At 66.7% G+C, this 24,245-nt stretch carries 19 protein-coding genes and 1 pseudogene; 11 read left to right on the top strand and 9 right to left on the bottom strand.

The window, feature by feature from the left end:
• Positions 1–627 (top strand): TetR/AcrR family transcriptional regulator, encoded by a 627-nt coding sequence (locus AC3WOB_RS23950; RefSeq protein ID WP_492276474.1) that lies wholly within the window; start codon positions 1–3, stop codon positions 625–627.
• Between the two features lie 21 nt (positions 628–648).
• On the opposite strand, the gene AC3WOB_RS23955 is transcribed toward AC3WOB_RS23950, so the two are convergent.
• The 4 genes from AC3WOB_RS23955 to prfB form a co-directional block, all read right to left on the bottom strand.
• Positions 649–969, bottom strand: coding sequence for a preprotein translocase subunit TatB (locus tag AC3WOB_RS23955; protein WP_013394576.1), 321 nt, complete (start codon positions 967–969; stop codon positions 649–651).
• Between the two features lie 15 nt (positions 970–984).
• Complete coding sequence (lysS, locus tag AC3WOB_RS23960) at positions 985–2,508, bottom strand: lysine--tRNA ligase (RefSeq protein WP_332011628.1); 1,524 nt, start codon at positions 2,506–2,508, stop codon at positions 985–987.
• Positions 2,509–2,518: 10 nt separating this feature from the next.
• Positions 2,519–3,274: an SDR family oxidoreductase gene (locus tag AC3WOB_RS23965; protein WP_492276361.1), complete on the bottom strand. Its 756-nt coding sequence runs from the start codon at positions 3,272–3,274 to the stop codon at positions 2,519–2,521.
• Positions 3,275–3,315: 41 nt separating this feature from the next.
• A protein-coding gene (gene prfB / locus AC3WOB_RS23970; RefSeq protein WP_148260614.1) for a peptide chain release factor 2 occupies positions 3,316–4,420 on the bottom strand; the annotation gives its coding sequence in 2 pieces (ribosomal slippage) (positions 3,316–4,338 and positions 4,340–4,420; 1,104 coding nt in all).
• Between the two features lie 259 nt (positions 4,421–4,679).
• Between prfB and AC3WOB_RS23975 the strand changes: the two genes are divergently transcribed.
• Entirely contained in the window at positions 4,680–5,990 is a 1,311-nt protein-coding gene (locus AC3WOB_RS23975) for an MFS transporter (RefSeq protein ID WP_013394572.1), read from the top strand.
• A 94-nt stretch (positions 5,991–6,084) separates the two neighbouring features.
• On the opposite strand, the gene recJ is transcribed toward AC3WOB_RS23975, so the two are convergent.
• Positions 6,085–7,785 carry a single-stranded-DNA-specific exonuclease RecJ gene (recJ, locus tag AC3WOB_RS23980; protein WP_013394571.1) on the bottom strand — a complete coding sequence of 567 codons (1,701 nt, stop codon included), beginning with the start codon at positions 7,783–7,785 and terminating at the stop codon, positions 6,085–6,087.
• Positions 7,767–8,711: a hypothetical protein gene (locus tag AC3WOB_RS23985; RefSeq protein ID WP_013394570.1), complete on the bottom strand. Its 945-nt coding sequence runs from the start codon at positions 8,709–8,711 to the stop codon at positions 7,767–7,769. The genes recJ and AC3WOB_RS23985 overlap by 19 nt, the downstream gene beginning before the upstream one ends.
• A gap of 178 nt (positions 8,712–8,889) precedes the next feature.
• Here AC3WOB_RS23985 and AC3WOB_RS23990 point away from each other — a divergent pair, with 178 nt between their 5' ends.
• The 3 genes from AC3WOB_RS23990 to AC3WOB_RS24000 are packed head-to-tail and all read left to right on the top strand — an operon-like array spanning position 8,890 to position 11,662.
• Positions 8,890–10,122, top strand: coding sequence for a lipoprotein-releasing ABC transporter permease subunit (locus AC3WOB_RS23990; RefSeq protein WP_492276475.1), 1,233 nt, complete (start codon positions 8,890–8,892; stop codon positions 10,120–10,122).
• A complete protein-coding gene (locus AC3WOB_RS23995) occupies positions 10,115–10,804 on the top strand; it encodes an ABC transporter ATP-binding protein (RefSeq protein WP_207464361.1) in 690 nt (229 codons plus the stop codon). The genes AC3WOB_RS23990 and AC3WOB_RS23995 overlap by 8 nt, the downstream gene beginning before the upstream one ends.
• A 39-nt stretch (positions 10,805–10,843) precedes the next feature.
• The gene (locus AC3WOB_RS24000) at positions 10,844–11,662 is read left to right on the top strand and encodes a TatD family hydrolase (protein WP_492276362.1); all 819 of its coding nucleotides are present in this window, start codon (positions 10,844–10,846) and stop codon (positions 11,660–11,662) included.
• Between the two features lie 16 nt (positions 11,663–11,678).
• On the opposite strand, the gene AC3WOB_RS24005 is transcribed toward AC3WOB_RS24000, so the two are convergent.
• Together AC3WOB_RS24005 and AC3WOB_RS24010 are read right to left on the bottom strand one after the other, a co-directional pair.
• Complete coding sequence (locus tag AC3WOB_RS24005; RefSeq protein ID WP_492276363.1) at positions 11,679–13,070, bottom strand: sensor histidine kinase; 1,392 nt, start codon at positions 13,068–13,070, stop codon at positions 11,679–11,681.
• Entirely contained in the window at positions 13,070–13,783 is a 714-nt protein-coding gene (locus tag AC3WOB_RS24010; RefSeq protein WP_013394565.1) for a response regulator transcription factor, read from the bottom strand. The genes AC3WOB_RS24005 and AC3WOB_RS24010 overlap by 1 nt, the downstream gene beginning before the upstream one ends.
• 212 nt (positions 13,784–13,995) lie before the next feature.
• Between AC3WOB_RS24010 and AC3WOB_RS24015 the strand changes: the two genes are divergently transcribed.
• Genes AC3WOB_RS24015 through AC3WOB_RS24035 form a run of 5 tightly spaced genes read left to right on the top strand, consistent with a single transcriptional unit; the run spans position 13,996 to position 19,772 of the window.
• Entirely contained in the window at positions 13,996–16,014 is a 2,019-nt protein-coding gene (locus AC3WOB_RS24015; RefSeq protein ID WP_492276364.1) for a ligand-gated channel protein, read from the top strand.
• A 42-nt stretch (positions 16,015–16,056) separates the two neighbouring features.
• Positions 16,057–17,007 carry a siderophore ABC transporter substrate-binding protein gene (locus AC3WOB_RS24020; RefSeq protein ID WP_492276365.1) on the top strand — a complete coding sequence of 317 codons (951 nt, stop codon included), beginning with the start codon at positions 16,057–16,059 and terminating at the stop codon, positions 17,005–17,007.
• A gap of 32 nt (positions 17,008–17,039) precedes the next feature.
• The gene (locus AC3WOB_RS24025; protein WP_492276366.1) at positions 17,040–18,032 is read left to right on the top strand and encodes an ABC transporter permease; all 993 of its coding nucleotides are present in this window, start codon (positions 17,040–17,042) and stop codon (positions 18,030–18,032) included.
• Positions 18,025–19,011 (top strand): iron chelate uptake ABC transporter family permease subunit, encoded by a 987-nt coding sequence (locus AC3WOB_RS24030; protein ID WP_492276367.1) that lies wholly within the window; start codon positions 18,025–18,027, stop codon positions 19,009–19,011. Before AC3WOB_RS24025 ends, AC3WOB_RS24030 begins: the two co-directional genes overlap by 8 nt.
• The gene (locus AC3WOB_RS24035; protein ID WP_492276368.1) at positions 19,008–19,772 is read left to right on the top strand and encodes an iron ABC transporter ATP-binding protein; all 765 of its coding nucleotides are present in this window, start codon (positions 19,008–19,010) and stop codon (positions 19,770–19,772) included. Before AC3WOB_RS24030 ends, AC3WOB_RS24035 begins: the two co-directional genes overlap by 4 nt.
• Positions 19,773–20,065: 293 nt before the next feature.
• On the opposite strand, the pseudogene AC3WOB_RS24040 reads toward AC3WOB_RS24035, so the two are convergent.
• Positions 20,066–21,988: pseudogene (locus AC3WOB_RS24040) on the bottom strand (5'-nucleotidase C-terminal domain-containing protein); the annotation flags it as partial.
• 152 nt (positions 21,989–22,140) lie between these two features.
• Here AC3WOB_RS24040 and AC3WOB_RS24045 point away from each other — a divergent pair.
• Positions 22,141–24,243 (top strand): TonB-dependent receptor, encoded by a 2,103-nt coding sequence (locus AC3WOB_RS24045; protein WP_492276369.1) that lies wholly within the window; start codon positions 22,141–22,143, stop codon positions 24,241–24,243.
• Positions 24,244–24,245: the final 2 nt, after the last annotated feature.

Consider the following 24,245-nt stretch of genomic DNA (forward strand, 5'->3'; position numbering starts at 1 on the left):
ATCCGGGAGGCCGCGCAAGGGCGGGACGAGGGCTCGGAGTCCGAACGCCGGCGCGAGCTGGTCCTGACGGCGGGGCAGCTATTCTGCAAGCACGGCTATGAACGCACCACCGTGCGCGAGCTGGCGCGGGCAGTGGGCCTGCAGTCCGGCAGCCTGTTCCATCATTTCCGCAGCAAGGAAGAGATCCTGGTGGCGGTGATGAACAACGGCATCCAGGAAGTGATAGACGACGGCGAACGGGCCCTGGGGCGCTACCAGGCGCCGGCGGACCGGCTGGCCGCGCTATTCCGCGTGCACATGTGGAGCATGCTGCATGGCGCCGGTGGCGACGCCATGAATGCGCTGGTCTACGAATGGCGCAGTCTTTCGCCGCCCAGCCGCGCGGCCGTGAAATCGCTGAGCGACCGCTACGAGACGATGTGGCAGGACGCGGTGGCGGCCGCTGTCGGCGTGGGACTGCTGCAGGGCGATGCGCGCGTCATCAAGCGCTGCGTGCTGGGCGCGATGAACCTGACGGTGCAGTGGTACAAGCCGGACGGCCGCTTGCGGCCTGCCGAGTTCATCGATGCGATGTTGCAGGCATCGCTGCCCTCGCTGCCGGCGGGAGCCGGCAAATGGCCGGAATAGGCGGGCCGCCAGGGCAGGACTTCAGCCCCGGCGCTTGAAGAATGCGCCCACGGCGCAGACGACGGCCAGCGCCAGCAGGGTGCCCGCCACGGGCAGCAGGAAATCCACCTGGCCGTGATAGCCGCCGCCGGTGACGCCGCCTGCCACGCCGCCTGCCCACAGCAGGAAGGTCGTCAGGGAAGCCGCCACCGAGAGCGCCGCGGCGATGCACAGCGCGATGAACACCGGCCGGCGCGGACGCGCCGCCGGATAGGAGGTGTAGGGCTGGCCGCCGCGGGGCTGTTTGATCCAGTAGATCAGCCCCGCCACGACCAGCAGCAGCATCAGGATCTTGAAGATCATGATGCCAGCCGCCGTTTAGTCTTCACGGCGCAGGTGCGGGAACAGGATGACGTCGCGAATGCTGGGGCTGTCGGTCAGCAGCATGACCAGGCGGTCAATGCCGATGCCGCAGCCGCCCGTCGGAGGCATGCCGTATTCCAGGGCGCGGATATAGTCCGCGTCGTAGAACATGGCTTCCTCGTCGCCCGCGTCCTTGGCCTCGACCTGCGAGCGGAAGCGCTCGGCCTGGTCTTCGGGATCGTTCAATTCCGAGAAGCCGTTGGCGATTTCGCGGCCGGTCATGAAGAGTTCGAAGCGCTCGGTGATGCCCTCGCGGGTATCGGAGGCGCGCGCCAGCGGCGAGACTTCCACCGGGTAGTCGATGATGTAGGTGGGGTTCCAGAGCTTGGCTTCGGCGGTCTCTTCGAACAGGGCCAGCTGCAGCGCGCCCAGTCCGGCGCGCGACAGCACCGGGCCGTCGGCATCGGCTCCCAGCTTTTTGAGTTCGGCGCGCACGAAGGCCGCATCGTCCAGTTGCGCCTGGGTGTAGCCGGGGGCGTACTTGAGGATGGCTTCGCAGATGGTCAGGCGGTCGAACGGCTTGGACAGATCGAGTTCGCGTTCGCCGTAGGTCAGCACCGCGCTGCCGGTGGCCGAGATGGCGGCCTGGCGGATCAGCTCTTCCGTGAAGTCCATGAGCCAGCGGTATTCCGCAAAGGCCGCATAGAACTCCATCATGGTGAATTCAGGATTGTGGCGCGGGCTCACGCCCTCGTTGCGGAAGTTGCGGTTGACTTCGAAGACGCGCTCGAAGCCGCCGACGATCAGGCGCTTGAGGTAGAGCTCGGGCGCGATGCGCAGGTACATTTCCATGTCCAGCGCATTGTGGTGCGTGACGAAGGGCTTGGCTGCCGCGCCGCCCGGAATCGGGTGCAGCATGGGGGTTTCCACTTCGAGAAAGCCCGCGTTCAGCATGAACTGGCGGATGCTGCCCACGGCCTTGCTGCGCGCCTCGAAAGTGCGGCGCGTGGCGTCCGTCATGATGAGGTCGACGTAGCGCTGGCGGTAGCGCAGTTCCTGGTCGGCCACGCCGTGGAACTTGTCGGGCAGCGGGCGCAGCGACTTGGACAGCAGGCGCGCGCTGGCGGCGTGCACCGAGAGTTCGCCCTTGTTGGTCTTGAAGACCGACCCTTCGATCGCGATGATGTCGCCGATGTCCCATTGCTTGAACGCGGCGTAGCTGTCTTCGCCCAGCGTGCCGCGGTCCAGGTAGATCTGGATGCGGCCGGTGCTGTCCTGCAGCGTGGCGAAGCTGGCCTTGCCCATGACGCGCTTGAGCATCATGCGGCCGGCGACCTTGACGGTGACGGGGTTGGCGGCAAGCGCTTCCTGCTCCTGGCCGTCGTACTTGTCATGCAGGGCGGCGGCGCGGGCGTCGGGAACGAAGTCGTTGGGGTACGCGACCCCGGTTTCGCGCAGTTTGGCCAGCTTGGCGCGCCGTTCGGCGATCAAGCGGTTTTCGTCCTGGGCGGGCGCCGGAGTGGTCGAGTGGTCGGTCATGGTCGGGGAATCAGTCGTAATTGCGGATGTCGTCGATCTCGGTCGTGCCGAAATCTTCGCGGTCCAGGTAGGCGAGGATGCGGGAGGCCACGTTGGCGGGCGAGGACAGCTTGCCGGTCGCGTGGAACTCCTGGAACTTGGCCAGCGCCGGGAAGCTTTCCGGATCGCTGGAACGGATGGCGGCCTGCATGTCGGTGTCGACGATGCCGGGGGCCAGCGCGACGATGCGCGCGCCGTCGGCGCCTTGCTCCGCCTTGACCACGCGCGAGTACATGTCGAGCGCGGCCTTGGTGGCGCAGTAGACGCCCCAGCCGGCGTTCGGGTTGCGGCCCGCGCCGGAGGAGATGTTGAGCACGCGGCGGTCGGCCTTGAGGTCCTCGACCGCGGCCAGGAAGCGCGCCGTGAGCAGCATCACGGCGCTGACATTCAGGTTGAAGGCGGCGGCGATGGCCGCGCCGTCGACCAGCGCGTCGGTGCCGGCGACGGGGTGCACGGTGCCGGCGTTGTTGATCAGCAGATAGCGGCGGGCGTCACGCGGCAGCGACGCGCAGATGCGCTGCGCGGCGGTCTCGGCCGCATTCAGGTCCGAGAGGTCCACGGACAGCTGTTCCAGCTGCGCGTCCTGCGAGCGGGCATAGGCAGCCAGTTCGGGATCTTCCCGGCGCGCCAGGGTGATCAGCCGGGTGCCCGGTTTGGCCAGGCCGCGCGCCATGGCGGCGCCGATGCCGCGCGATGCGCCGGTGAGAATTACGATGGTGTCGGACATTCGTGAACCTCTGGATGCGTTGAGGGGAAGTATCGCGAAACTTAGATGCCTTGCTTCAGGCTGGCCTGGATGAAGGGGTCCAGGTCGCCGTCCAGCACCTTCTGGGTGTTGGAAATTTCGACGTTGGTGCGCAGGTCCTTGATGCGGCTCTGGTCCAGCACGTAGGAGCGGATCTGGTGGCCCCAGCCCACGTCGGTCTTGGAGTCTTCCAGCTTCTGTTGCTCGGCCATGCGGTTGCGCATTTCCAGTTCGTAGAGCTTGGACTTCAGCATCTGCATGGCTTCGGCGCGGTTGCGGTGCTGCGAACGGTCGTTCTGGCACTGCACCACGATACCGGTGGGGATGTGGGTCAGGCGCACGGCCGAATCGGTCTTGTTGATGTGCTGGCCGCCCGCGCCGGAAGCGCGGTAGGTGTCCACGCGCAGGTCGGCGGGGTTCACTTCGACTTCGAAGGATTCGTCGACCTCGGGGTAGACGAAGACGCTGGCGAACGAGGTGTGGCGGCCGCCCGAGGAGTCGAACGGGCTCTTGCGCACCAGGCGGTGCACGCCGGTTTCGGTGCGCAGGTAGCCGAAGGCGTATTCGCCTTCGATCTTGATGGTGGCGGACTTCAGGCCCGCGACATCGCCGTCGGATTCTTCCAGCACTTCGGCCTTGAAGCCCTTGCGCTCGGCGTACTTCAGGTACTGGCGCAATAGCATCGAGGCCCAGTCCTGCGCTTCCGTGCCGCCGGCGCCGGCCTGGATGTCCAGGAAGCAGTTCAGCGGATCGGCCGGATTGGAGAACATGCGGCGGAACTCCAGCGCTTCCAGCTTTTCCTGGAAGGCGTCGGCATCCTGCTCGATGGATTCGAGGGTCGCGTCGTCGTCGTCGGAGGCGGCCAGTTCGAACAATTCGTTCGAGTCGGCCAGGCCCGAGCCCAGGGCGGTGAGCGTTTCCACCACGTCTTCCAGGGCTTTCTTTTCACGGCCCAGGTCCTGGGCGTGCTTGGGGTCGTTCCAGACCGCCGGGTCTTCGAGTTCGGCGTTTACGACTTGCAGGCGTTCAGCTTTGGCATCGTAGTCAAAGATACCTCCGTAGAGCCTGTTCGCGCTCCGCGTAATCGGCGAGGCGGGCTGCGAGCTGGTTCTGACGTTCGGCTTCCATGATGATCCTGTCCTGATGACTTTTGTGCGAAACCGAACATTTTACCGTGCTTGGGCCAAGTGCGCGGCCACAGTGGACAAGAAGGGGGACGGATCTTATCGCGGAGGTTTCTGCCAGAAAATCCGAATTGTTCAGTTTTTTGTCAAGACGGGGGTTCTAGGCTGGGGGCAACGGCCCGGCCGTTCCTGATCGGGACGGGATGGACCGCGACGGCGCCGGCGAGCTGCCGGCCTATCCCGACAGAGGAATGGAGACATAGATGGACAACGCGATGGCCCCCGGGGTTTCGCCGGCGATCCCGGCGACAGAGGAAGACCGGATCTACCGCAAGGTAGGCTGGCGGCTGGTGCCGCTATTGGTGGTGTGCTACGTCGTGGCCTACCTGGACCGCGTCAACGTGGGTTTCGCCAAATTACAGATGCTGCAAGAGCTTCAGTTCAGCGAAACCGTGTACGGGCTGGGCGCGGGCATTTTCTTCATCGGCTACTTCATCTTCGAGATTCCCAGCAACATCATCCTGCACAAGGTGGGCGCGCGGATCTGGATCGCCCGCATCATGATTACCTGGGGGATCATTTCCGCCTGCATGATGTTCGTGAGCAGCGTGCACATGTTCTACATCCTGCGCTTCCTGCTGGGCGCGGCGGAAGCCGGATTCTTTCCGGGCATCATCCTGTACCTGACCTACTGGTATCCGGCGGCCCGGCGCGGCCGCATCACGACCTTTTTCATGACCGCGGTGCCCATGTCCGGGCTGATCGGCGGCCCGATCTCCGGCTGGATAATGAGCACCTTCCACGGCGACCACGGGCTGTCGGGCTGGCAGTGGCTGTTCCTGCTGGAGGGGATTCCGTCCGTGCTGATCGGCGTTCTGGTGCTGATCTATCTAGACGACCGCATCAACAAGGCCAAGTGGCTGACTGCCAATGAAAAGGCCGTGCTGATCCGCAATATTGCGGCCGAGGAACAGCAGAAGGAAGATCCGCCGATCCGCGCCGCGCTGGTCAAGCCGCGGGTGTGGGCGATGGCGTTGATCTACTTTTCGTTCGTGATGGGGCTGTACGGCGTGGGCTTCTGGATGCCGACCCTGATCAAGAGTACGGGCGTGCAGAGTCCGCTGGCCATTGGCCTGTTGACGGCGATTCCGAACCTGTTCGCCGTGATCGGCATGATCCTGATCTCGCGCAACTCCGACCGCCTGCGGGAGCGCCGCTGGCATGTGGCCTTGCCCGCGCTGTTCGGCGCGCTGGGCCTGCTGTTCTCGGCGATCTGGAGCGGCAACACTGTACTGGCGATCTTGGCGCTGACGGTGGCCAATATCGGCATCTGCACGGTACTGCCGTTGTTCTGGAGCCTGCCCACGGCCTTGCTGGGCGGCACCGCCGCGGCGGCCGGCATCGCGCTCATCAATTCGGTGGGCAACTTGGCTGGCTTCGTCAGCCCGTATCTGGTGGGCTGGCTCAAGGACATGACGGGCACAACCAATACAGGCCTCTACATGTTGTCGGGCTGCCTGGTGGTGGGCGCGCTGGTGGCCCTGGCGCAGCCTGCGAAGCTGGTGAACAAGTAGGCCGGACGCCGTGCGAGCGGCCCGGGACAGGTACCCGGGTCCGCTCCGCGTGCGACGTTTCCCGCCTTATCGGGGCTTGCGCCCATGGCGGGCCTCAGCCCGCGTGCTCGATGACCAGCTGAACCGACACCATCCCGTTCCACACGTTCTGCTCCAGCCGGTAAGCCGCCTGGATATGTTCGGGCAGCGACTGGTCGTGGCCGAACCAGATGGCGTCGAAGCGCTGATGGCCGCGCTCCAGCGACAGTTTGAGGTGCTTTTCCCCGACCAGGCGCTGGTTGCGCACCACGAACTCGTCCAGGAACAGCGGGGCGGCGAAGCCGGCGCCCCAGACTTGCTGCTGGAGCATGCCGGCGACGTCGGCGTTGGCGTAGCCCGATTCCAGCGAGCCGTCGGTCTCGATCACTGGCTCGAAGGTATCGCGGCCCGTCAGCTCGCGCACGGCGGCGTCGAAAGCGGGGGCGAAGGCGGCGAAGTCCTCGCGCCCCAGGGTCAGGCCGGCCGCCATGGCGTGGCCGCCGAACTTGCGGATCAGGTTGGGATGGCGCTTGGACACCAGGTCCAGCGCGTCGCGCAGGTGCACGTCGGGGATCGAGCGGCCCGAACCGCGGATTTCGTCGTCCCCCGCGGGCGCAAAGGCCAGCGTCGGGCGCCAGAATTTTTCCTTCAGGCGCGAGGCCACCAGGCCCACCACGCCCTGGTGCCAGCCCGGGTCGAACACACAGACCGTGGCGCCTGCGGCCGCGTTCGGCGCTTCCATGGCGGCCAGCGCCTGCTCGCGCATTTCGGCTTCGATCGTGCGGCGTTCGCGGTTGATGTTGTCGAGCTCGCGCGCCATTTCCAGCGCCTGCGCCTCGTCGTCGGTGGTCAGACAGGCGATGCCCAGGCTCATGTCGGCCAGACGGCCGGCCGCATTGATGCGGGGGCCGAGCGCGAAGCCCAGGTCGAAGCCGTTGGCCGCGCGCGGCTCGCGCCCGGCTACGGCGAACAGTGCGCGCAAGCCGGGCTGCAGGCGGCCGGCGCGCATGCGTTGCAGGCCCTGGGTGACCAGCAGGCGGTTGTTGGCATCCAGTTTGACCACGTCGGCTACCGTGCCCAGCGCCACCAGGTCGGACAGCGCGTCCAGGCGCGGGCCGCCATCGGCCGCGTAGACGCCGCGGCGGCGCAGTTCGGCGCGCAGGGCCAGCATCATGTAGAAAATGACGCCCACGCCCGCCAGGTTCTTGGACGGAAAGCCGCAGCCGGGCTGATTCGGGTTCACGATGGCCAGGGCCGCCGGCAGCGTGTCGCCGGGCAAGTGGTGGTCGGTGATGACCACGCCGATGCCGGCGTCGTTGGCCGCGGCCACGCCGTCGACGCTGGCAATGCCGTTGTCGACCGTGATGATGATGTCGGGCTTGCCGGCGCGATGCCGGACTGCCAGGTCGACCACAGCGGGCGACAGGCCGTAACCGGTTTCGAAGCGGTTGGGCACCAGGAAGTCCACGTCGGCGCCCATGGCGGACAGGGCGCGCAGGCCGACCGCGCAGGCGGTGGCGCCGTCGCAGTCATAGTCGGCCACGATCAGCAGCTTCTTGCCGGCCTGGATGGCGTCGGCCAGCACGCCGGCAGCGTGGTCCGAATGCGTCAGGCCGTTAGGCGGCAGCAGCGACTTCCAGGCGAGCTGGGTTTGATCAGGATGGGTGACGCCGCGGGCGGCCCACAGGCGGGCCAGCAGAGGGTGGATGCCTGAGGCTTCCAGGATGTGGCAGGCCTGCAGGTCGGGCGTGCGGACGGTTAAGCGGGGTGAGACCACCAGGCGCTCCAGTTTTTCTTGGGCGCGGGCAGCAAGCCGAGCAGGCCCCCGCGCGGTTTCAGGGTAAGGGCGACCTTGCGGTCGTCGCCCAGCAGCAGCAGTTCGGCGGGCGCGGCCGGCAGGCCATGCTTGCCGGCCAGCGGGCGCAGATGCTGCGCGTCCAGCGCTGCCAGGGCGTCCAGCCAGGCGGCCCAGTCGCCGGCCCGCTGGGGGGCGTCCAGATCGGCGTACACCTGCGCCGGGGTCGGCCGGGACTGCGTCCAGGGCGTGCCGCCGCCATACAGCCATAGCGCGTTGACTGGCGGCAAGCCGCGCGCCGCGCGGGCGTCGTTGACCGGGTGTTCATGCCAGGCCATCTGTATTTCATTGAGCAGCCGGCGCCAGGGGCGCGCTTCCGCGTCCTGGCGCCACCAGTCGTTCAGGCGCTGTCCAGCCACGGCCAGCGGGCTGGCGGTCTGCGGACGCAGGCCCTCCGGCAGGCGCAGGCGCCAGCGTTCGGGCGAGAGTTCTTCGACCGCGAAGCCCGTGTCCTCGAACAGGGGGCGGGCGGTGTCGAGCAGGGCGGCCGTTTCCTCGGCGCGCAGGTCCATCAGGCCGGGATCCAGCAAGGTGGCCTGGTCCGTGCCCAGCGCCAGATGGACCAGTTCGGCCAGCCAGATGGGGCCGCTGCCTTCGGCTTGCGCCCCGGCCAGCAGCGGGCCGAGTCCGGCGCCGGGCGGCAGGCCTGGCTCGGGGACGTAGCCCGCGCGGTCCAGCAGCCAGGCTTCGTAGGGCGTGCAGCCCTGCGCGCGCCGGTCATGGGCCTGGGGCCGGGCGCTGCCGGCGAGCAGCCAGCCATGTAGCGTGGGCGCGCGTTCAGGCAACAGCTTGGCCAGTTCGGCGGCAAAGGGTAGGGCGGGCAGGGCGCCCGGAATGACGATCAGCATGGGCGCGATTGTAGTCCCCGCAGGCGCCGGGAACTAAGCGGCGCCGCGGACTGCCATAGCTTGAAACGCCTGGTCTCCGAACCGCACATCCGCGGGCCGGAATCCAGGCGGTTAATGCCATAATGCGCACGTGCTGAAAATACCCTACGAACTATGGATAGGCGCCCGCTATGCCGGGCTGGCCAGAATCCGTCAGCGACGCGGCCGCCGCGATCGCTTCATCTCCTTCATCGCCGCCAGTTCGATGGCGGGCATCGCGCTGGGCGTTGCCGCGCTGATCGTGGTGCTGTCCGTAATGAACGGCTTCCAGAAGGAAGTGCGCGACCGCATGTTGTCGGTGCTGCCGCACATCGAACTCTATATTCCCGGGGCTGCGCCCGAGCGGGTGCTGGAGAGATGGCAGGAATTCGCGTCCGCCGCCGAGAAGAATCCCGCCGTCAAGGCCGGCGCCCCGTTCGTGGCGGCGCAGGGCATGCTGGTGCGCGGCCAGGCCTTGCGGGGCGTGCAGGTACGCGGCATCGATCCGCAGACCGAAGGCAATGTCTCGGACCTGCCGCGCCAGATGGTGTCGGGCAAGCTCACCGATCTGAAACCCGGCAGTTTCGGCGTGGTGCTGGGCAATGAACTGGCCGATGGCATGGGCGTGAAGCTGGGCGACACGCTCTTGATGATGGCGCCGCAAGGCTCGATCAGCCCGGCGGGTTTCACGCCGCGCATGCGCCAGTTCACCGTGGTGGGCGTGTTCTCGTCCGGCCACTATGAATACGATTCCTCGCTGGCCTTCGTCGACGACGAGGATGCCGCCCGCGTGTTCCGCGACAGCGGCACCGCCGGCGTGCGCCTGCGCGTCGCCGACATGCAGCGCGCGCCGGAAGTGGCGGCCGAGCTGCAGAAGGTGCTGCCGCCCTACATGATGGCGAGCGACTGGTCGCGCAACAACCGCACCTGGTTCGCGGCCGTGAAGACCGAAAAGCGCATGATGTTCCTGATCCTGGCGTTGATCGTGGCCGTGGCCGCGTTCAACCTGCTGTCGTCCCTGGTCATGGCCGTGAAGGACAAGCAGTCCGACATCGCCATCCTGCGCACGCTGGGCGCCGGCCCGCGCGAGATTGCCCGCATCTTCCTGGTGCAGGGGGCGCTGATCGGCGTGATCGGCACGCTGCTGGGCGTGGCGGGCGGCATCCTGATCGCCTACAACGTGGACGTGATCGTGCCGTTCATCGAGGGCCTGCTGGGCGTGCATTTCCTGCCGCGCGAAATCTATTTCATCAGCGCCTTGCCTTCGGATCCGCAGATGGGCGACATCGTCACCATCGGCGTGACTTCCCTGGTGCTGTCGTTGCTGGCGACCCTGTATCCCAGCTGGCGCGCCTCGCGCCTGCAACCCGCACAGGTGCTGCGCCATGACTGACATGCTGACTCACGCGCTGCAGGCCGACAATATCGTCAAGGTCTACGACGAAGGCCCCGCGCGCATCGAAGTGCTGAGCAACGTCAGCCTGACGGTGGCGCGCGGCGAAATGGTCGCCATCGTCGGCGCCTCGGGCTCGGGCAAGAGCACGCTGCTGCATATCCTGGGCCTGCTGGACGTGCCTACCAGCGGCTCCGTCTCGGTGGATGGCCAGCTCGCCGTCGGACTGTCCGAGGGCCGCAAGAGCGCGGTGCGCAACCGCAGCCTGGGCTTCGTCTACCAATTCCACCACCTGCTGCCGGAGTTTTCCGCGCTGGACAACGTGGCGATGCCGCTGATCGTGCGCCGCGAGAGCCGCGATAAGGCGCGGGCAGCCGCGCACGAAGTCCTGGGCATGGTGGGCCTGGCCGCCCGCGAAGGGCATTTCCCGGGGCAGTTGTCCGGCGGCGAGCGGCAGCGCGTGGCGCTGGCGCGGGCCCTGGTCACGCGTCCCGTCTGCGTGCTGGCCGACGAACCCACCGGCAACCTGGACCGCCACACCGCGCACAATATGTTCGAACTGTTGACGCGGGTGAACCAGGAATCGGGCACGGCGTTCGCCATCGTCACCCACGACCCCGAACTGGCCGCCCGCGCCGACCGCCAACTGCTGATGGAAAACGGCCGCCTGGTTTCGGGTTAAGGCGCGCGGGGCGATAATCCGGACAAGGAGGTCGCGCCCATGCTGATCGATACCCATTGCCACCTGGATGCCGCCGAGTTCGACGCCGACCGCGAGCAGGTCGCCGACGACGCCTGCGAGGCGGGCGTCCAGTCCATCGTGATTCCGGCGGTCGAGCGCGCCAATTTTTCCGTGGTGCGCGATCTGGCCGGCAAGACCGCCGGCGGCGCCTATGCGCTGGGCATTCATCCGTTGTATGTGCAGCGCGCCAGCGATGATGATCTGGACGCGCTACGTGCGGCCGTCAAGGAAGCGCTGGGCGATCCGCGCTTCGTCGCCATCGGCGAGATCGGCCTGGACTTCTTCGTTCCTGAAATCGCTTCCGGCGAGCCGCGCGAGCGCCAGGAACGGTTCTACGCCGCCCAACTGGCGCTGGCCGCCGAGTTCCACCTGCCGGTGCTGCTGCATGTGCGCAGATCGCAGGACATCCTCTTGAAATACCTGCGCCGCCATCCCCGTATCGGCGGCATTGCGCATGCCTTCAACGGCAGCGCGCAGCAGGCTCAGGCCTTCATCGAGCAGGGTTTCGCGCTGGGCCTGGGCGGCGCCATGACCTATGAGCGCGCCTTGCAGATCCGCCGCCATGCGGTGGACGTGGATCTGGCGCACCTGGTGCTGGAGACCGATGCGCCGGACATTCCCCCGGCCTGGCTGCATCCGCCGCAGCGACGCAACGCGCCGGCGGAATTGGTCCGCATCGCCGCCACGCTGGCGGAACTGCGCGGCATCACGCCCGCGCAGGTGGCGCATGCCACCACGGCCAATGCCATGCGCGTATTGCCGCGGCTGCCGGCCGCGATCCTGGCCGATGCCGACTGACCGCGGCTGACCCGGTTCAGCCAGCCGGGCGCGGCAGCTCCATCCGCACGCAAAGCCCTTGCGGCGAGATGTTGCGGGCCGACATCGTGCCCTTGTGCGCGGCCACCGCGGCCTGGGCGATGGACAGCCCCAACCCGGCGCCGCTGCCGGCCTTGCGCGCGCCCGATGCGGTGCGATAGAAGGGCTCGAACAGCGCTTCCAGTTCTTCGGATGCCACGCCCGGCCCGCGATCTTCGATTTCCAGGCAGGCCTCCTGCGAGTTCGACAGCAGGCGCACGCGGATCGCACTGTGCGCGGGCGCGAAGCGCAGGGCGTTGCGCAGCACATTCTCGATGGCGCTGGCCAGGCTGCAGCGATCGCCGATGAGCGGCACCGGGGCCTGTTGCTGCCACTCTATGCCTATCTGCCGGCCGCCGGCTTCGTAGCGGGCATCATTGACCACGTCGGAAACGACTTCGGCCAGGTCCAGGTTTTCGGTGGGGACGGGCAAGGCGCCCAGGCGCGCCAGCCTCAAGGTGTTGCCAACCAGCGCGTCCAGGCGTTCGCATTCGAGTTCGATGCGATCCAGCTGCAGGTCCTGGCGTTCGTCCTTGCGCCGCGCCAGTTCGGCCGCCAGCCGCAGCCGCGCGAGCGGCGAGCGCAGTTCATGCGCAATGTTGTGCAGCAACTGCTCGCGCGTGTCGACCAGGGCCTTCAGGCGGTCGGCCATGGCGTCGAAGTCGCGTGCCAAGAGGCCCAGTTCGTCCTTGCGGCGAGCCAGCTTGGCAGGGGTATGGACGTCCAGCCGGCCGGCCGACAGAGCATGAGTGGTCTGACGCAGCTGCGCCAACGGCGCCGTCACGTGGCGGCTCAGAGCCCAGCAGAACGGAGCGGTCACCGCCAACGCGAACAGCACCAGCGCCAGCGCGACCGGCGATAGGGCCAGCACTTCCCAATGCGAAGAATCGAACGGCAGGAACAGCATCAGCAGCACCGAGCCATCGGGCAGCACCAGCTTTTGCGGTTCCCACCAGGAGACCCGTTCGCCGGTGGGGTCGGCGGGCAGGTAGTCCGCCTTTGGCGAGCGGTCGGGTCCTGCGCGGAAATCGCTTAACCAGTCTTCCATGCGGGCGGGCAGCCGCCGGCCCAGGATGTCGGCGTCCTGAGCGTCCATGACGTAGATCTTCAGCGCCGAGTAGCGCTGGTCCATGGCCTGAACCCAGCGCTTCAGGCCGACCTCGCCTTCGGTGCGGGCGATCTGCGCTGCGTCGCGCGTGAGGTTGCCGGGATTCAGGCCGTCCAGGGAGTTGAAGCGGTACCAGGCGACCGCGGCCGTCAGCACCATGCCGCACACCAGGATGACGGCCATCGCGCCCCAGAAGGTCAGGAAAGCGCGCCAGAACAGCGAGCGGGCGGGCAGCCAGGCCATCAGTCCGCGCCCGCCAGCACGTAGCCCAGGCCGCGCAGGTTGCGAATGGCCAGCGTTTCGGCGCCGCTGTCGCTGCGCAGCTTCTTGCGCAGCGCGCTGATGTGGGTATCGATGCTGCGGTCGTAGCGGTCCGGCTTGCGGCCCAGCGCGTACAGGCCGATCTGGTCGCGTCCGACCACCTGGCCCGGCGTGCGCAGGAGGATTTCCAGGATGCGCTGCTCGGCGCCGGTCAGCGCGATTTCACTGTCGCCCACCCGCAAGAGGCCGGTGGCGGGGTCGAGCGACACCGCGCCCAACGCCAAGGCGGGCCGGGCGGTGTCGGGCACTTCCTCGAAGCGGCGCAGCACCGCGCTGATGCGGGCCTTGAGTTCGCGCGGGCTAAAAGGTTTGGCCAGGTAATCGTCGGCGCCGAACTCCAGGCCCAGCACGCGGTCCGTCTCGCCGCCGTGGGCGGTGAACATGATGACGGGCCGGCGCGAGCGCTGGCGGTACTGCTTCAGCAGATCCAGCCCGTTGCCGTCGGGCAGCATCAAATCCAGCAGCACCAGGTCGTAGTCGTCTTGCGCCAGCAGGGCCAGGCCGTGCGCGCCGCTATGCGCCAGGGTGAGCTGGCAATGGCCGGGTTCCAGGTATTCACGCAGCATCTGCGCGAGCTCGACATCGTCGTCGATCAGCAGGATGCGGCGCGTCGCCGGAGCGTGGGAAAAAGGCATGCGTGTCGTCGGTTCTGCATCCGGCAGTTTGGCTTATGGCCGCGGACCGGAGTGTCAAGAAGTTCAAAGAAGATAAAAGTTGCGGAAAGCGTGTTGCTGGCTCCCGGCAGCTCCAATTCTAATATGAGAATGGTTTTCATTAATAAGTACGGGGTAGGACGGACGCCGCACGCGGGGTGCGGCGCAGGCCTGGGACGGGAGAAATTGGAATCATGAGCAGCAAACAAATGGTCGCCGGCCGGCGCGGTCCGGGTTCGCGCACGCAATTGGCGGCAGCCCTGTGCGCCGCGGGTTTCGGCGTGGCGCAGCCCCTGTGGGCGCAAAGCGCGGACAGCGCCAAGACGCTGGATACCGTGGTGGTGACGGCCTCGGGCTATGAGCAGCAGATCCAGGACGCGCCGGCGTCGATCAGCGTGATCACCCGCGAGGACCTGGACAAGAAGTTCTATCGCGACATCAACGACGCGCTGGTGGACGTGCCGGGCGTGATCGTCACCGGCGGCGGCGACCGCCAGGACATCAGTCTGCGCGGCATGGGACCCAAGTACACGCTGATCCTGATCGACGGCAAACGCCAGAATTCGCGCGAAACCCGCACCAACTCGGATTCCACGGGCGTCGAAGGCGGCTGGACCCCGCCGCTTTCCGCCATCGAGCGCATCGAGGTGGTGCGCGGTCCCATGTCCTCGCTGTACGGCTCGGACGCCATGGGCGGGGTGATCAACATCATCACCCGCAAGGTGCCCTCGGAGTGGGGCGGCGAGATCCGCCTGGATACCACGATCCAGGAGAGCAACAAGTCGGGCGACATCTACCAGGGCAACTTCTACCTGTCCGGCCCGATCAAGACCGACCTGCTGGGCCTGCAGATCTACGGCCAGGCCACGCAGCGCGACGAAGACGACATCGTCGACGGCTTCCGCAAGCGCAACTCGGAGAGCGTCACGGCCAAGCTGGCGCTGACGCCCAACCGCGACCACGACATCGTGCTGGAAGCGACCACCATGCGCCAGAAGCTGCACGAAACGCTGGGCAAGACCGTTGAGCCGCTGCCGCCCGGCCAGGCTTGCGGGCGCAATGGCTGCCCGGCCTCGTCCGATACTGACTACCGCAGCAACAAGTGGGCGCTGTCGCACACCGGCCGCTGGGGCTGGGGCGTGTCGGACAGCTACGTGCAGCAGGAAGAATTCGACAACCGCTCGCGCCAGATGAAGATCAAGAACCTGGACATCCAGACCAGCTGGACGCTGCCGCTGGGCTCGCACATGCTGACCCTGGGCGGCAGCTACCTGAGCCAGCGCCTGAACGACCAGACCGGCAACCAGCTGGCCAACGGCCCCAGCAAGGTGGACCGCTACCAGTGGGCCTTGTTCGCCGAGGACGAATGGCGCCTGACCGAGACCTTCGCTGTCACCACCGGCCTGCGCATGGACGAAGACGAGAACTTCGGTACGCACTTCAGCCCGCGCCTGTACGGCGTCTGGCACATGGCCGACCGCTGGACCCTGAAGGGCGGCGTGTCCACGGGGTTCCGCGCGCCTGATCTGCGCCAGACGGTGGCTGGCTGGGGCCAGGTCAGCCGTGGCGGCAATATGTACGGCAATCCGGACCTGACGCCCGAGAAGTCGGTGACCGAGGAAATCGGCATCCTGTATGACGACGGCGAAGGCTTCAACGCCGGCCTGACCATTTTCAACAACGACTTCAAGGACAAGATCACCCGCGTGGCTTGCCCGGCGAGCCAGTGCACGGACGGCCCGAACCAGTTCGGCTCGGACCCGACCACCTACATGAACGTGGACAAGGCCAATTCGCGCGGCGTGGAAGCCAACCTGAAGCTGCCGCTGTCGCGCGACTGGTCCCTGACCAGCAGCTACACCTTCACCAAGTCGGAACAGAAGTCCGGCCAGTACCAGGGCCAGCCGCTGAACCAGCTGCCCAAGCACTTGTTCACCACCACGGTGAACTGGCAGGCCTCGGACGCATTGCAGGCATGGGCGCGCCTGAACTACCGCGGCAAGGAAAGCCAGCCCATCACCGGCCCGTCTTCCTCGTCGGTGGTGGCGCCTTCCTACACCTTCGTGGACCTGGGCGGCTCGTACCAGGTGAACAAGACCGTGGCGGTGTACGCCGGCATCTACAACCTGTTCGACAAACAGGTCACGTATGACGACTACGGCTATGTCGAGGACGGCCGCCGCTACTGGCTGGGCGTGGGCGTCAAGTTCTGAGTTTGAAAGGGCGCCTGGCGCCCGCTACATGAAGAGGTATGCATGAAGAAGCAAACGCAAGCAGGCCGCGTCCGGCGTTGGGCGATCCAGGCCGGGGCCGCGCTGGTCCTCGGCGCCGCCACGGCGGTATGCGCGGCGCAGGCGACGGTGCCAGTAAAGCACGCGCGCGGTGAAACCGCCGTGCCGGCCAACCCTGAGAAGACGGTAGTCATGGACCTGGCCGTGCTGGACACGCTGCATGCGCTGGATGTAGAGGTGGCGGGCGTGCCGACGGTCGCCAAGTGGCCGCCGCAGCTGAGCCAGTATGCCGATCAGCGCTACCTGAAGGTGGGTTCGATGTTCGAGCCCAACTACGAGGTGATCCACGCCGCCGCGCCGCAGCTCATCTTCGTGGCGGGCCGCTCCGCGCCCAAGTACGACGAGCTCGCCAAGCTGGCGCCCACCGTGGACCTGACGGTGAACGCCAAGGATCTGGTAGGTAGCGTCACGCGCAACACCGAAACGCTGGCCGCCATCTATGGCAAACAGGACGCTGCGAAGACCAAGCTCGACGCGCTGCGCGCTTCGATCGCGGATCTGAACAACAAGGCGGCAAGCGCCGGCACCGCACTGATCGTGCTGACCACCGGCGGCAAGATGAGCGCCTATGGCCCGGGTTCGCGCTTCGGCGTGATCCACGACGCCTTCGGCATCAAGCCGGCGACGACGGGGCTGAGCGTGTCGAACCACGGCCAGGCGATCTCCTTCGAGTTCATCGCCCAGACCGACCCTGACTGGCTGTTCGTGATCGACCGCGATGCCGCCATCGGCCGCGAAGGGGTATCGGCCCAGCGCATGCTGGACAACGAGCTGGTGCGTCCGACCAAGGCTTGGAAGAACAAGCGCGTGGTCTACCTGAACGGCTACAACTGGTATCTGCTGGGCAGCGCAGGCCTGACCGCCATGCAGCAGAACGTGGACGAGATCGCTGGCGCGCTGGCGGCGGGCAAATAAAGCCTTATGCCTGAGCGGCGGGAGCATTGCGGGTGAGCTGGCGGCAGTCGATAGGCGGTTGGGGAGGTTTGGCGGTGGCAGTCGCCTTGCTGCTGGCCCTGTGCGCGGCCAGCATCAGCCTGGGCGCCGGCCAGCTCAGCCTGGCCGCGCTGTGGAGCGGCGGCGAGGACGCGGAGCGGGCCTGGCGCCTGCTGATGGTCAGCCGGATACCGCGCACGCTGGCCTTGCTGCTGGCCGGCATGTCGCTGGCGGTGGCGGGGCTGATTATGCAGATGCTGGTGCGCAACCGCTACGTGGAGCCCACTACCGCGGGCACGGTGGAGTCCGCCACCCTGGGCATACTGGTGGTCACGCTGCTGGCGCCGGATACGCCCGTGATCGGCAAGATGCTCACGGCCACGGGTTTCGCGCTGGCCGGCACCTTGTTGTTCCTGGCCTTGCTCAAGCGCGTGCCGTTGCGCACGCCCTTCATCGTGCCGCTGATCGGGCTGATCCTGGGCGGCGTGATCCACGCCGCCACTACCTTCGTCGCCTACCGCTACGACCTGCTGCAGTCGCTGCATGCCTGGACCACGGGCGATTTTTCGGGCGTGCTGCGGGGGCGCTATGAACTGCTGTGGATAGGCTTCGGCCTGGCCTGTGCGGCTTACGCGGCCGCCGACCGCTACACGGTGGCGGGCATGGGCCGCGAGTTCGCCGCCAACCTCGGCCTGAACCATGCGCGGCTGACGCTGGCGGGACTGTTGATCGTGTCCGCGATTTCGGCCGTGGTGGTGGTGACGGCCGGCAGCATTCCCTTTCTGGGCCTGATCGTGCCCAACGCCGTCAGCCTGGTACTGGGCGACAACATGCGCCGCTCCATTCCCTACGTGGCGGTGCTGGGCGGGGTGTTCGTGCTGGCCTGCGACGTCATCGGCCGGCTGGTGATCCATCCCTACGAGATTCCCATCGGCACGGTGGTCGGCGTGCTGGGCAGCATCCTGTTCCTGTGGCTGTTGCGCACGCGGAGGAACCGACTTGGCTGAACTCACAATCCGCGCACCTGCGCCGGTTCGTGCGCCGCAAGCCTGGCGCCTGTGGCTGCTGGGCGCCGCCGCCCTGGCCTGCGCCGTCGCCTTCATGACCCTGGGCGCCAATGGCCAGTGGTCCTTCGTGATTCCGTTCCGCGGCGCCAAGCTGGCGGCGATGCTGCTGGTGGCCTATGCCGTGGCGGTGTCGTCGGTGCTGTTCCAGACCATCACCCACAACCGCATCCTGACGCCCGCCATCATGGGCTTCGACGCCCTGTACCTGCTGATCCAGGCGGTGGTGGTGTTCGGCTTCGGCCAGGCGGCCACCGCCGCCAGCCATCCGGTGGCGGCGTTCCTGCTGGAGGTCGGCGCCATGACGGCGTTTGCCTGCCTGCTGTTCCGCTGGTTGTTCTCCGACGCGGTGCGCAGCCTGCACCTGATGATGCTGGTGGGCATCATCTTCGGCCTGTTGTTCCGCAGCCTGTCCAGCTTCGTGGTGCGGCTGATCGATCCCAACGAGTTCCTGGTGCTGCAGGACCGCATGTTCGCCAGCTTCAACACTGTGCGCGTGGGCCTGCTGCCGATCGCGCTGGCCGCGGTGTGCGCCGCGTCCCTGCTGGTGTGGCGCATGCGGCGCCGCTACGACGTGTTGGCGCTGGGCCGCGATATTGCGGTGAACCTGGGCGTGGACTATCGCCGCACGCTGATGCTGACGCTGGCCGCCATTGCGGTGCTGGTGTCGGTATCAACGGCGCTGGTCGGTCCGGTGACCTTCTTCGGCCTGCTGGTCAGCAACCTGGCCTATCAGGCCATGGGTTCCGACCGGCACCGCCACACCGTGCCGGCGGCCGTGCTGCTGAGCGTGATCTTCCTGGTCGGCGGCCAGACGCTGCTTGAACGCGTGTTGGGCCTGAACACCACCGTCAGCGTGGTGATCGAATTCCTGGGCGGCCTGATGTTCCTCGTCCTGATCCTGCGCAGGGGGCGCCGATGATAGAGATCCAGCAAATCAGCAAGCAGTACGGCGATAGCGTGGTGGTCGACGATGTCAGCCTGACGCTGCCGGCGGGCGGCGTTACGGCCATCATTGGCCCCAACGGCGCGGGCAAGTCCACGCTGCTGTCCATGGTCAGCCGCTTGCTGCCCATGTCCGCCGGCCGGGTGCTGGTGGAAGGCCTGGACGTGACGCGGGCGGACAGCCGCGAGCTGGCGCGTCGCCTGGCCATCCTGCGCCAGGACAACCACCTGCCGCTGCGGCTGACGGCGAGGGACCTGGTCGCGTTCGGCCGTTATCCGCATACCGGCGGCCGGCTGACGCTTGAAGACAAGGACCACATCGACCGCGCCATTGCCTACCTGAACCTGGAGCCGCTGGCTGACCGCTACCTGGACGAGATGTCGGGCGGACAGCGCCAGCGCGCCTTCGTCGCGATGGTGCTGTGCCAGGACACGCGCTACGTGCTGCTGGACGAGCCCTTGAACAGCCTGGACATGAAGCACGCCGTCGCCATGATGGGCACCTTGCGGCGGGCGGCGGACGAACTGGGTAAGACCGTGGTGCTGGTGCTGCACGACATCAATTTCGCGTCCACCTACGCGGACCGCATCGTGGCGATGCGGGCAGGGCGCATCGCGCATCAGGGGACTCCGGCCGAACTGGTCCGGCCGGAGATCCTGAGCGAACTGTACGAGCTGCCGATCGAGGTGCACGAGATCGGCGGCCGGCGCATCTGCGTCTACTACCGCCAGCCTTAGCGGCTGAGATCCACCGCGTAGCGCGACAGCTGGGTCACCGGGTCGGGCGTGGCGTCATGCACGCTGACGTTGTCCACGCCATGCGCCGCGGCCATGGCCAGCGTCCCTGGCACCGACGCGAACACCACCGGTCCAGCCAATGCACCCACCCGCGCAAAGCGCCAGCTGCGGTCCAGGCCATAGCTTGCCAGGTCCAGATCCGGGTGCTTCTTGATGTAGCTGATCAGCACGTCGCGACTGGCGTCCGGAGCTTGCAGCACGATGTCGCCCTTGCCGCCGGCCAGGCCGGGGAAGTCACCGCCGCCGCTGGCGCGGTAGTTGTTGGTCACCACCAGGAATTGCGCGGCGGGATCCAGCGGCGCGCCCTGGTACGTCAGCTTCGTGATGCGCGAGCCCTTGGGCTTGGTCACGTCGATTTCATACTGCAAGGTGTTGCCGGCGGCGTAGAGCACGTCGAAGTTGAAGGTCGGGAAGCCGGTGTCGATCAGATCCTGCGGCGCGACCTGGCCCGGGTCGATCTGACGGAACTGTTCGGCCGTCTTCTCCAGCCATTGCCGCACGATGTCGCCGCTGACCCGCACCACCTGCAGGGTGTTCGGGTACAGGTACAGGTCGGCGGCGTTGTTGATGGCGATGTTGCCCTGCTTCACGTAGGTGAAGTCGCCGGGACCGTTGCGTCCGCCCTTGAAGGGCGCAGCGGCGGACAGGATGGGCAGCGCGGCGTATGACGGCTTGTTCTTGGCGATGTAGTCCGCCAGATAATCGATCTGCGCCATGTTCACGATCTGCAACGCCGACACGTCACCCGCCAGCGCGTAATAGGTCGCCATGTCGAAGCGGCTCTGGCCGATGGGCGTCTTGACGTAGGCGATGGTGGCCGCGTGTTCCGCCTGCACCAGCTGCTGGGTGGCGGCATCCGGTTCGACGTAGGTCGCGGGCGTGGCGCCGCTCTGCGCGGTCAGGCGGGTGGAGATGCGCTGCACGCGCGTGGCGTCCTTCTGCACCTGCCAGCTCTTGTTATACGCCAGCTTGAGCGTGATCTGCCCCAGGTTGTTGCCCCACTGGCCGGCCTGCACCGCGGGCACGCCGTTGATCAGACCCTTCTCCAGATCGATGCCGGGCTGGCCCGCGAATTGCGACTTGGCGTTGGTGTCGGGGAACAGCAGGTGCTGGTGGCCGGTGATCAGGGCATCGATGCCGGGTACTTGGCTCAGGTAGCCGGCGCCATTCTCCATGGCGGGGCTGTAGGCGGTGAGCATGTCGATGCCGCCGTGCGCCAGCGCCACCACCAGGTCGGCGCCGGCCGCGCGCATTTCCGGCACGTAGCGCTGCGCCGACTCCTTCCAGCCCGCGACTTCCACATGGCCTTCCAGATTGGCCTTGTCCCATTGCAGGATGGGCGGCGGCGCAAAGCCGATCACGCCCACTTTCAGCGCAACGTCGATTTGCTTGCCGTTGGGATCGGTGGCCTTGAAGGTCTTGTCCAGCACCACCCAGGGCTTGAAGACGGGCTGCTTGCTCGCAGCCGATACGACATTGGCGGACACGAAGGGAAAGCCTGGCGCCGCGCAGTCCTTGGCGCCGGCGGGGTTGGTCTGGGCCGTGCCTTTGCCGATGCCGGCCAGCCCGAGGTCCGTATTCGTGATCTGCGACAGGAAGGGCAGGCCATAGTTGAACTCGTGGTTGCCCAGCGTGGCGGCGTCATAGGCCAGCAGCTTCATCTGCTTGTAGATCGCCAGCATGTCGCTGCATTGCACCGGCGCCACCAGCGCCTGGTAGTCGGACAGGGCCGTGCCCTGGATGGTGTCGCCGTTGTCGAACAGCAGGGTGTTGGCGTTCTGCTTGCGGGCATTGGCGATCAGCGTGGCCGTGCGGTCCACGCCGTAGCTTTTGTCTTCGGCCAGCTTGTAATAGTCGTAACCCAGCACGTTGGCGTGCAGGTCGGTAGTGCCCAGGATGGCCACGTCCAGCGTGGAGCCCTGCGGCACGCTGGCCTGCGGCGGCGTCGCGGGCGTGTCATCGTCGTCGTCATCGCCGCCGCAAGCGGCCAGGCCCGCCAGCAGCGCGGCGCTGGCGGACATTGCAAGGATCTTTCCTAGATTCGGCTTCACCGTCTTTCCTCCGGGTTTGAAGGAAAGGAATTTTGGGGACAGCATGTGACCCGGCCGTGACATGGGCGAAGGCTGCCGCGGCCACGGTTCGCGCACGGGTTGCATACACGTGCTGACAGAAAACTGAATTGGACGACTGTCTCATTTATCGTGGCCCGCCGGCAACGAAATGACAAAAAGATTGCGACCTATTCTCATTAACCGGAAAATCGCCGATCGTTCCATTTCAAACTACTTTAGAAAGACGCAGCACGGCCATGCACGCCCCTCGTTCGATTTCCGCAGCATTGATTGTCCTGGCACCCCTGGCCAGCCCGGCTCCCGCGCAAGCCCAGACCAGCACTCCAACCTTGCCCGCCGTCAGCGTGTACGGCAACGACGCGGCGGCGCAAAGCTACAACCCGCCTGACTCGTCCAGCGCCACCAAGATCGATGTTCCCTTGCGCGATATTCCGCAGACCGTGAACGTGGTGCCCGCGGAGGTCATGCGCGATCAGCACTCCAATTCGATGCAGGACGCGTTGAAGAACGTGCCGGGCGTGAGCTTCTCCACCGGCGATGGACAGCGTGACCAGGTGTCGATCCGGGGCTTTACCGCCATCGCCGACCAGTTCGTCGACGGCTTCCGCGACGACGCGCTGTATTTCCGCGACCTGTCCAACGTCGAGCGCATCGACGTCATCAAGGGACCGGCCGCGGTGCTGTACGGCCGGGGATCGTCGGGCGGCCTGATCAACCGCATCACCAAGAAGCCCGGAGAGGACATCACGCAACTGGGCCTGAGCTACGGCTCCTGGAATGACCGGCGCCTGGATCTGGACCTGGGCCGTTCGACGGAAAGCGGCAGCATGGCGTGGCGCCTGACCGGCGCGGTGGAGAAGGGCGACAGCTACCGCGACAAGCAATTCCTGGACCGCAAGGCGATAGCGCCGTCCGCCCAATTTCGCCTGGGCGAGGATACGACGCTGCTGCTGCAGACCGAATTCCTCGAAGACCGCCGCGTCACGGACTTTGGCATCCCGGCCTACCATGGCCGTCCGGTGGAGGTGGATCCTTCCACCTACTACGGCGCCGAAAACGCGCGCGACGCGGACTACTCGCAGGCGCGGGTGCAGTCCTATGCCGCCACGCTGAACCATCGTTTCAACGAGAACTGGTCGCTGCGCAACGCCACGCGCTACTACCACTACACCCTGGATCGCAACAACACCTTGCCCGGCATCGTGAACGAGGCCGCAAGGACCGTGACCTTGAACCGCTCGAACGTGATGCGCGAAGAACACGGCTGGACCAACCAGACCGAACTGACGCAACGCGCGCAGTGGGGCGCGGTGCGGCACGAGATCCTGTACGGCGTGGAGGTCGGCCAGCAGAACAAGGACCTGGTGAACTACTCGGCCAATAATGTGGCGACCGTCGACCTGTTCGATCCGGTGCTGCCGACTTTGCCCTTGCAGCTGGGCGGCCGTCCCGGCACGGACAATCTGGGCCGTTTCAATACTCTGGGCCTGTACGTGCAGGACATGGTGTCGCTGGGCGAACACTGGAAAGTGCTGGGCGGCGTGCGCCACGACCGCTTCGAGCAGAAGACCGAAGACCGCCGCAACGGCACCAACCTGGCCCGCACCGATTCCAACTGGAGCCCGCGCCTGGGCCTGGTGTTCCAGCCCGACACGGTGCAGTCGTACTACATTTCGTGGAGCCAGTCGTACCAGCCATCCGGCGAAGCGTTCTCGCTGGCCGCGAACAACGCCGACCTGGCGCCCGAGAAAACCACCAACTACGAAATCGGCGCCAAGTACGACTTCCTTGGTGGCAAGCTGTCGACCACGGTGTCTGTCTTCCGCCTGGAGCGCACCGACATCAAGGTCACCAATCCGGTCTCTAATACGCTGGTGCCGGTCGGCACGCAGCGCACGGACGGCGCGGAATGGACCTTGTCGGGCGATCTGAGCAATGGCTGGCGCGCGATGCTGGGCTACGCCTACCTGGATGCCCGCATCACCGAATCGATCGCGCGCGACGGCGGCAAGAACGTGGAGGGCAAACGCGCCACGCTGACGCCGCGCCACGCCGGCAACGTCTGGGTCACCAAGGACCTGGGAGAGGGCTTTGGCGTGGGCGCCGGCCTGAACCTGGTGGGGGCGCGCTACGCCAATCCGGGCAATACCGTCAGGCTGCCGGGCTACGTGACGGCCGACGCCGCGGCGTGGTGGCGTCAGGGACCGTATTCGGTGCAGTTGAACGTGTACAACCTGTTCGACGCCGGCTACATCGTGTCGGCCCACGGCAGCAGCCCCAACCTGAACATGCCGGGCGCGCCGCGCAATGCGATGCTGAGCCTGCAGTACCGCATGTAAGG

The organism is Achromobacter sp. FW305-C-30-7 (genome assembly GCF_058783105.1).

What these genes read in the sequence shown, in the direction of transcription:
- AC3WOB_RS23955 (WP_013394576.1), bottom strand. Translation starts at nt 969, where the DNA reads ATGATCTTCAAGATCCTGATGCTGCTGCTGGTCGTGGCGGGGCTGATC.
- lysS (WP_332011628.1), bottom strand. Translation starts at nt 2,508, where the DNA reads ATGACCGACCACTCGACCACTCCGGCGCCCGCCCAGGACGAAAACCGC.
- AC3WOB_RS23965 (WP_492276361.1), bottom strand. Translation starts at nt 3,274, where the DNA reads ATGTCCGACACCATCGTAATTCTCACCGGCGCATCGCGCGGCATCGGC.
- AC3WOB_RS23975 (WP_013394572.1), top strand. Translation starts at nt 4,680, where the DNA reads ATGGACAACGCGATGGCCCCCGGGGTTTCGCCGGCGATCCCGGCGACA.
- AC3WOB_RS23985 (WP_013394570.1), bottom strand. Translation starts at nt 8,711, where the DNA reads ATGCTGATCGTCATTCCGGGCGCCCTGCCCGCCCTACCCTTTGCCGCC.
- AC3WOB_RS23995 (WP_207464361.1), top strand. Translation starts at nt 10,115, where the DNA reads ATGACTGACATGCTGACTCACGCGCTGCAGGCCGACAATATCGTCAAG.
- AC3WOB_RS24000 (WP_492276362.1), top strand. Translation starts at nt 10,844, where the DNA reads ATGCTGATCGATACCCATTGCCACCTGGATGCCGCCGAGTTCGACGCC.
- AC3WOB_RS24005 (WP_492276363.1), bottom strand. Translation starts at nt 13,070, where the DNA reads ATGGCCTGGCTGCCCGCCCGCTCGCTGTTCTGGCGCGCTTTCCTGACC.
- AC3WOB_RS24010 (WP_013394565.1), bottom strand. Translation starts at nt 13,783, where the DNA reads ATGCCTTTTTCCCACGCTCCGGCGACGCGCCGCATCCTGCTGATCGAC.
- AC3WOB_RS24015 (WP_492276364.1), top strand. Translation starts at nt 13,996, where the DNA reads ATGAGCAGCAAACAAATGGTCGCCGGCCGGCGCGGTCCGGGTTCGCGC.
- AC3WOB_RS24020 (WP_492276365.1), top strand. Translation starts at nt 16,057, where the DNA reads ATGAAGAAGCAAACGCAAGCAGGCCGCGTCCGGCGTTGGGCGATCCAG.
- AC3WOB_RS24035 (WP_492276368.1), top strand. Translation starts at nt 19,008, where the DNA reads ATGATAGAGATCCAGCAAATCAGCAAGCAGTACGGCGATAGCGTGGTG.
- AC3WOB_RS24045 (WP_492276369.1), top strand. Translation starts at nt 22,141, where the DNA reads ATGCACGCCCCTCGTTCGATTTCCGCAGCATTGATTGTCCTGGCACCC.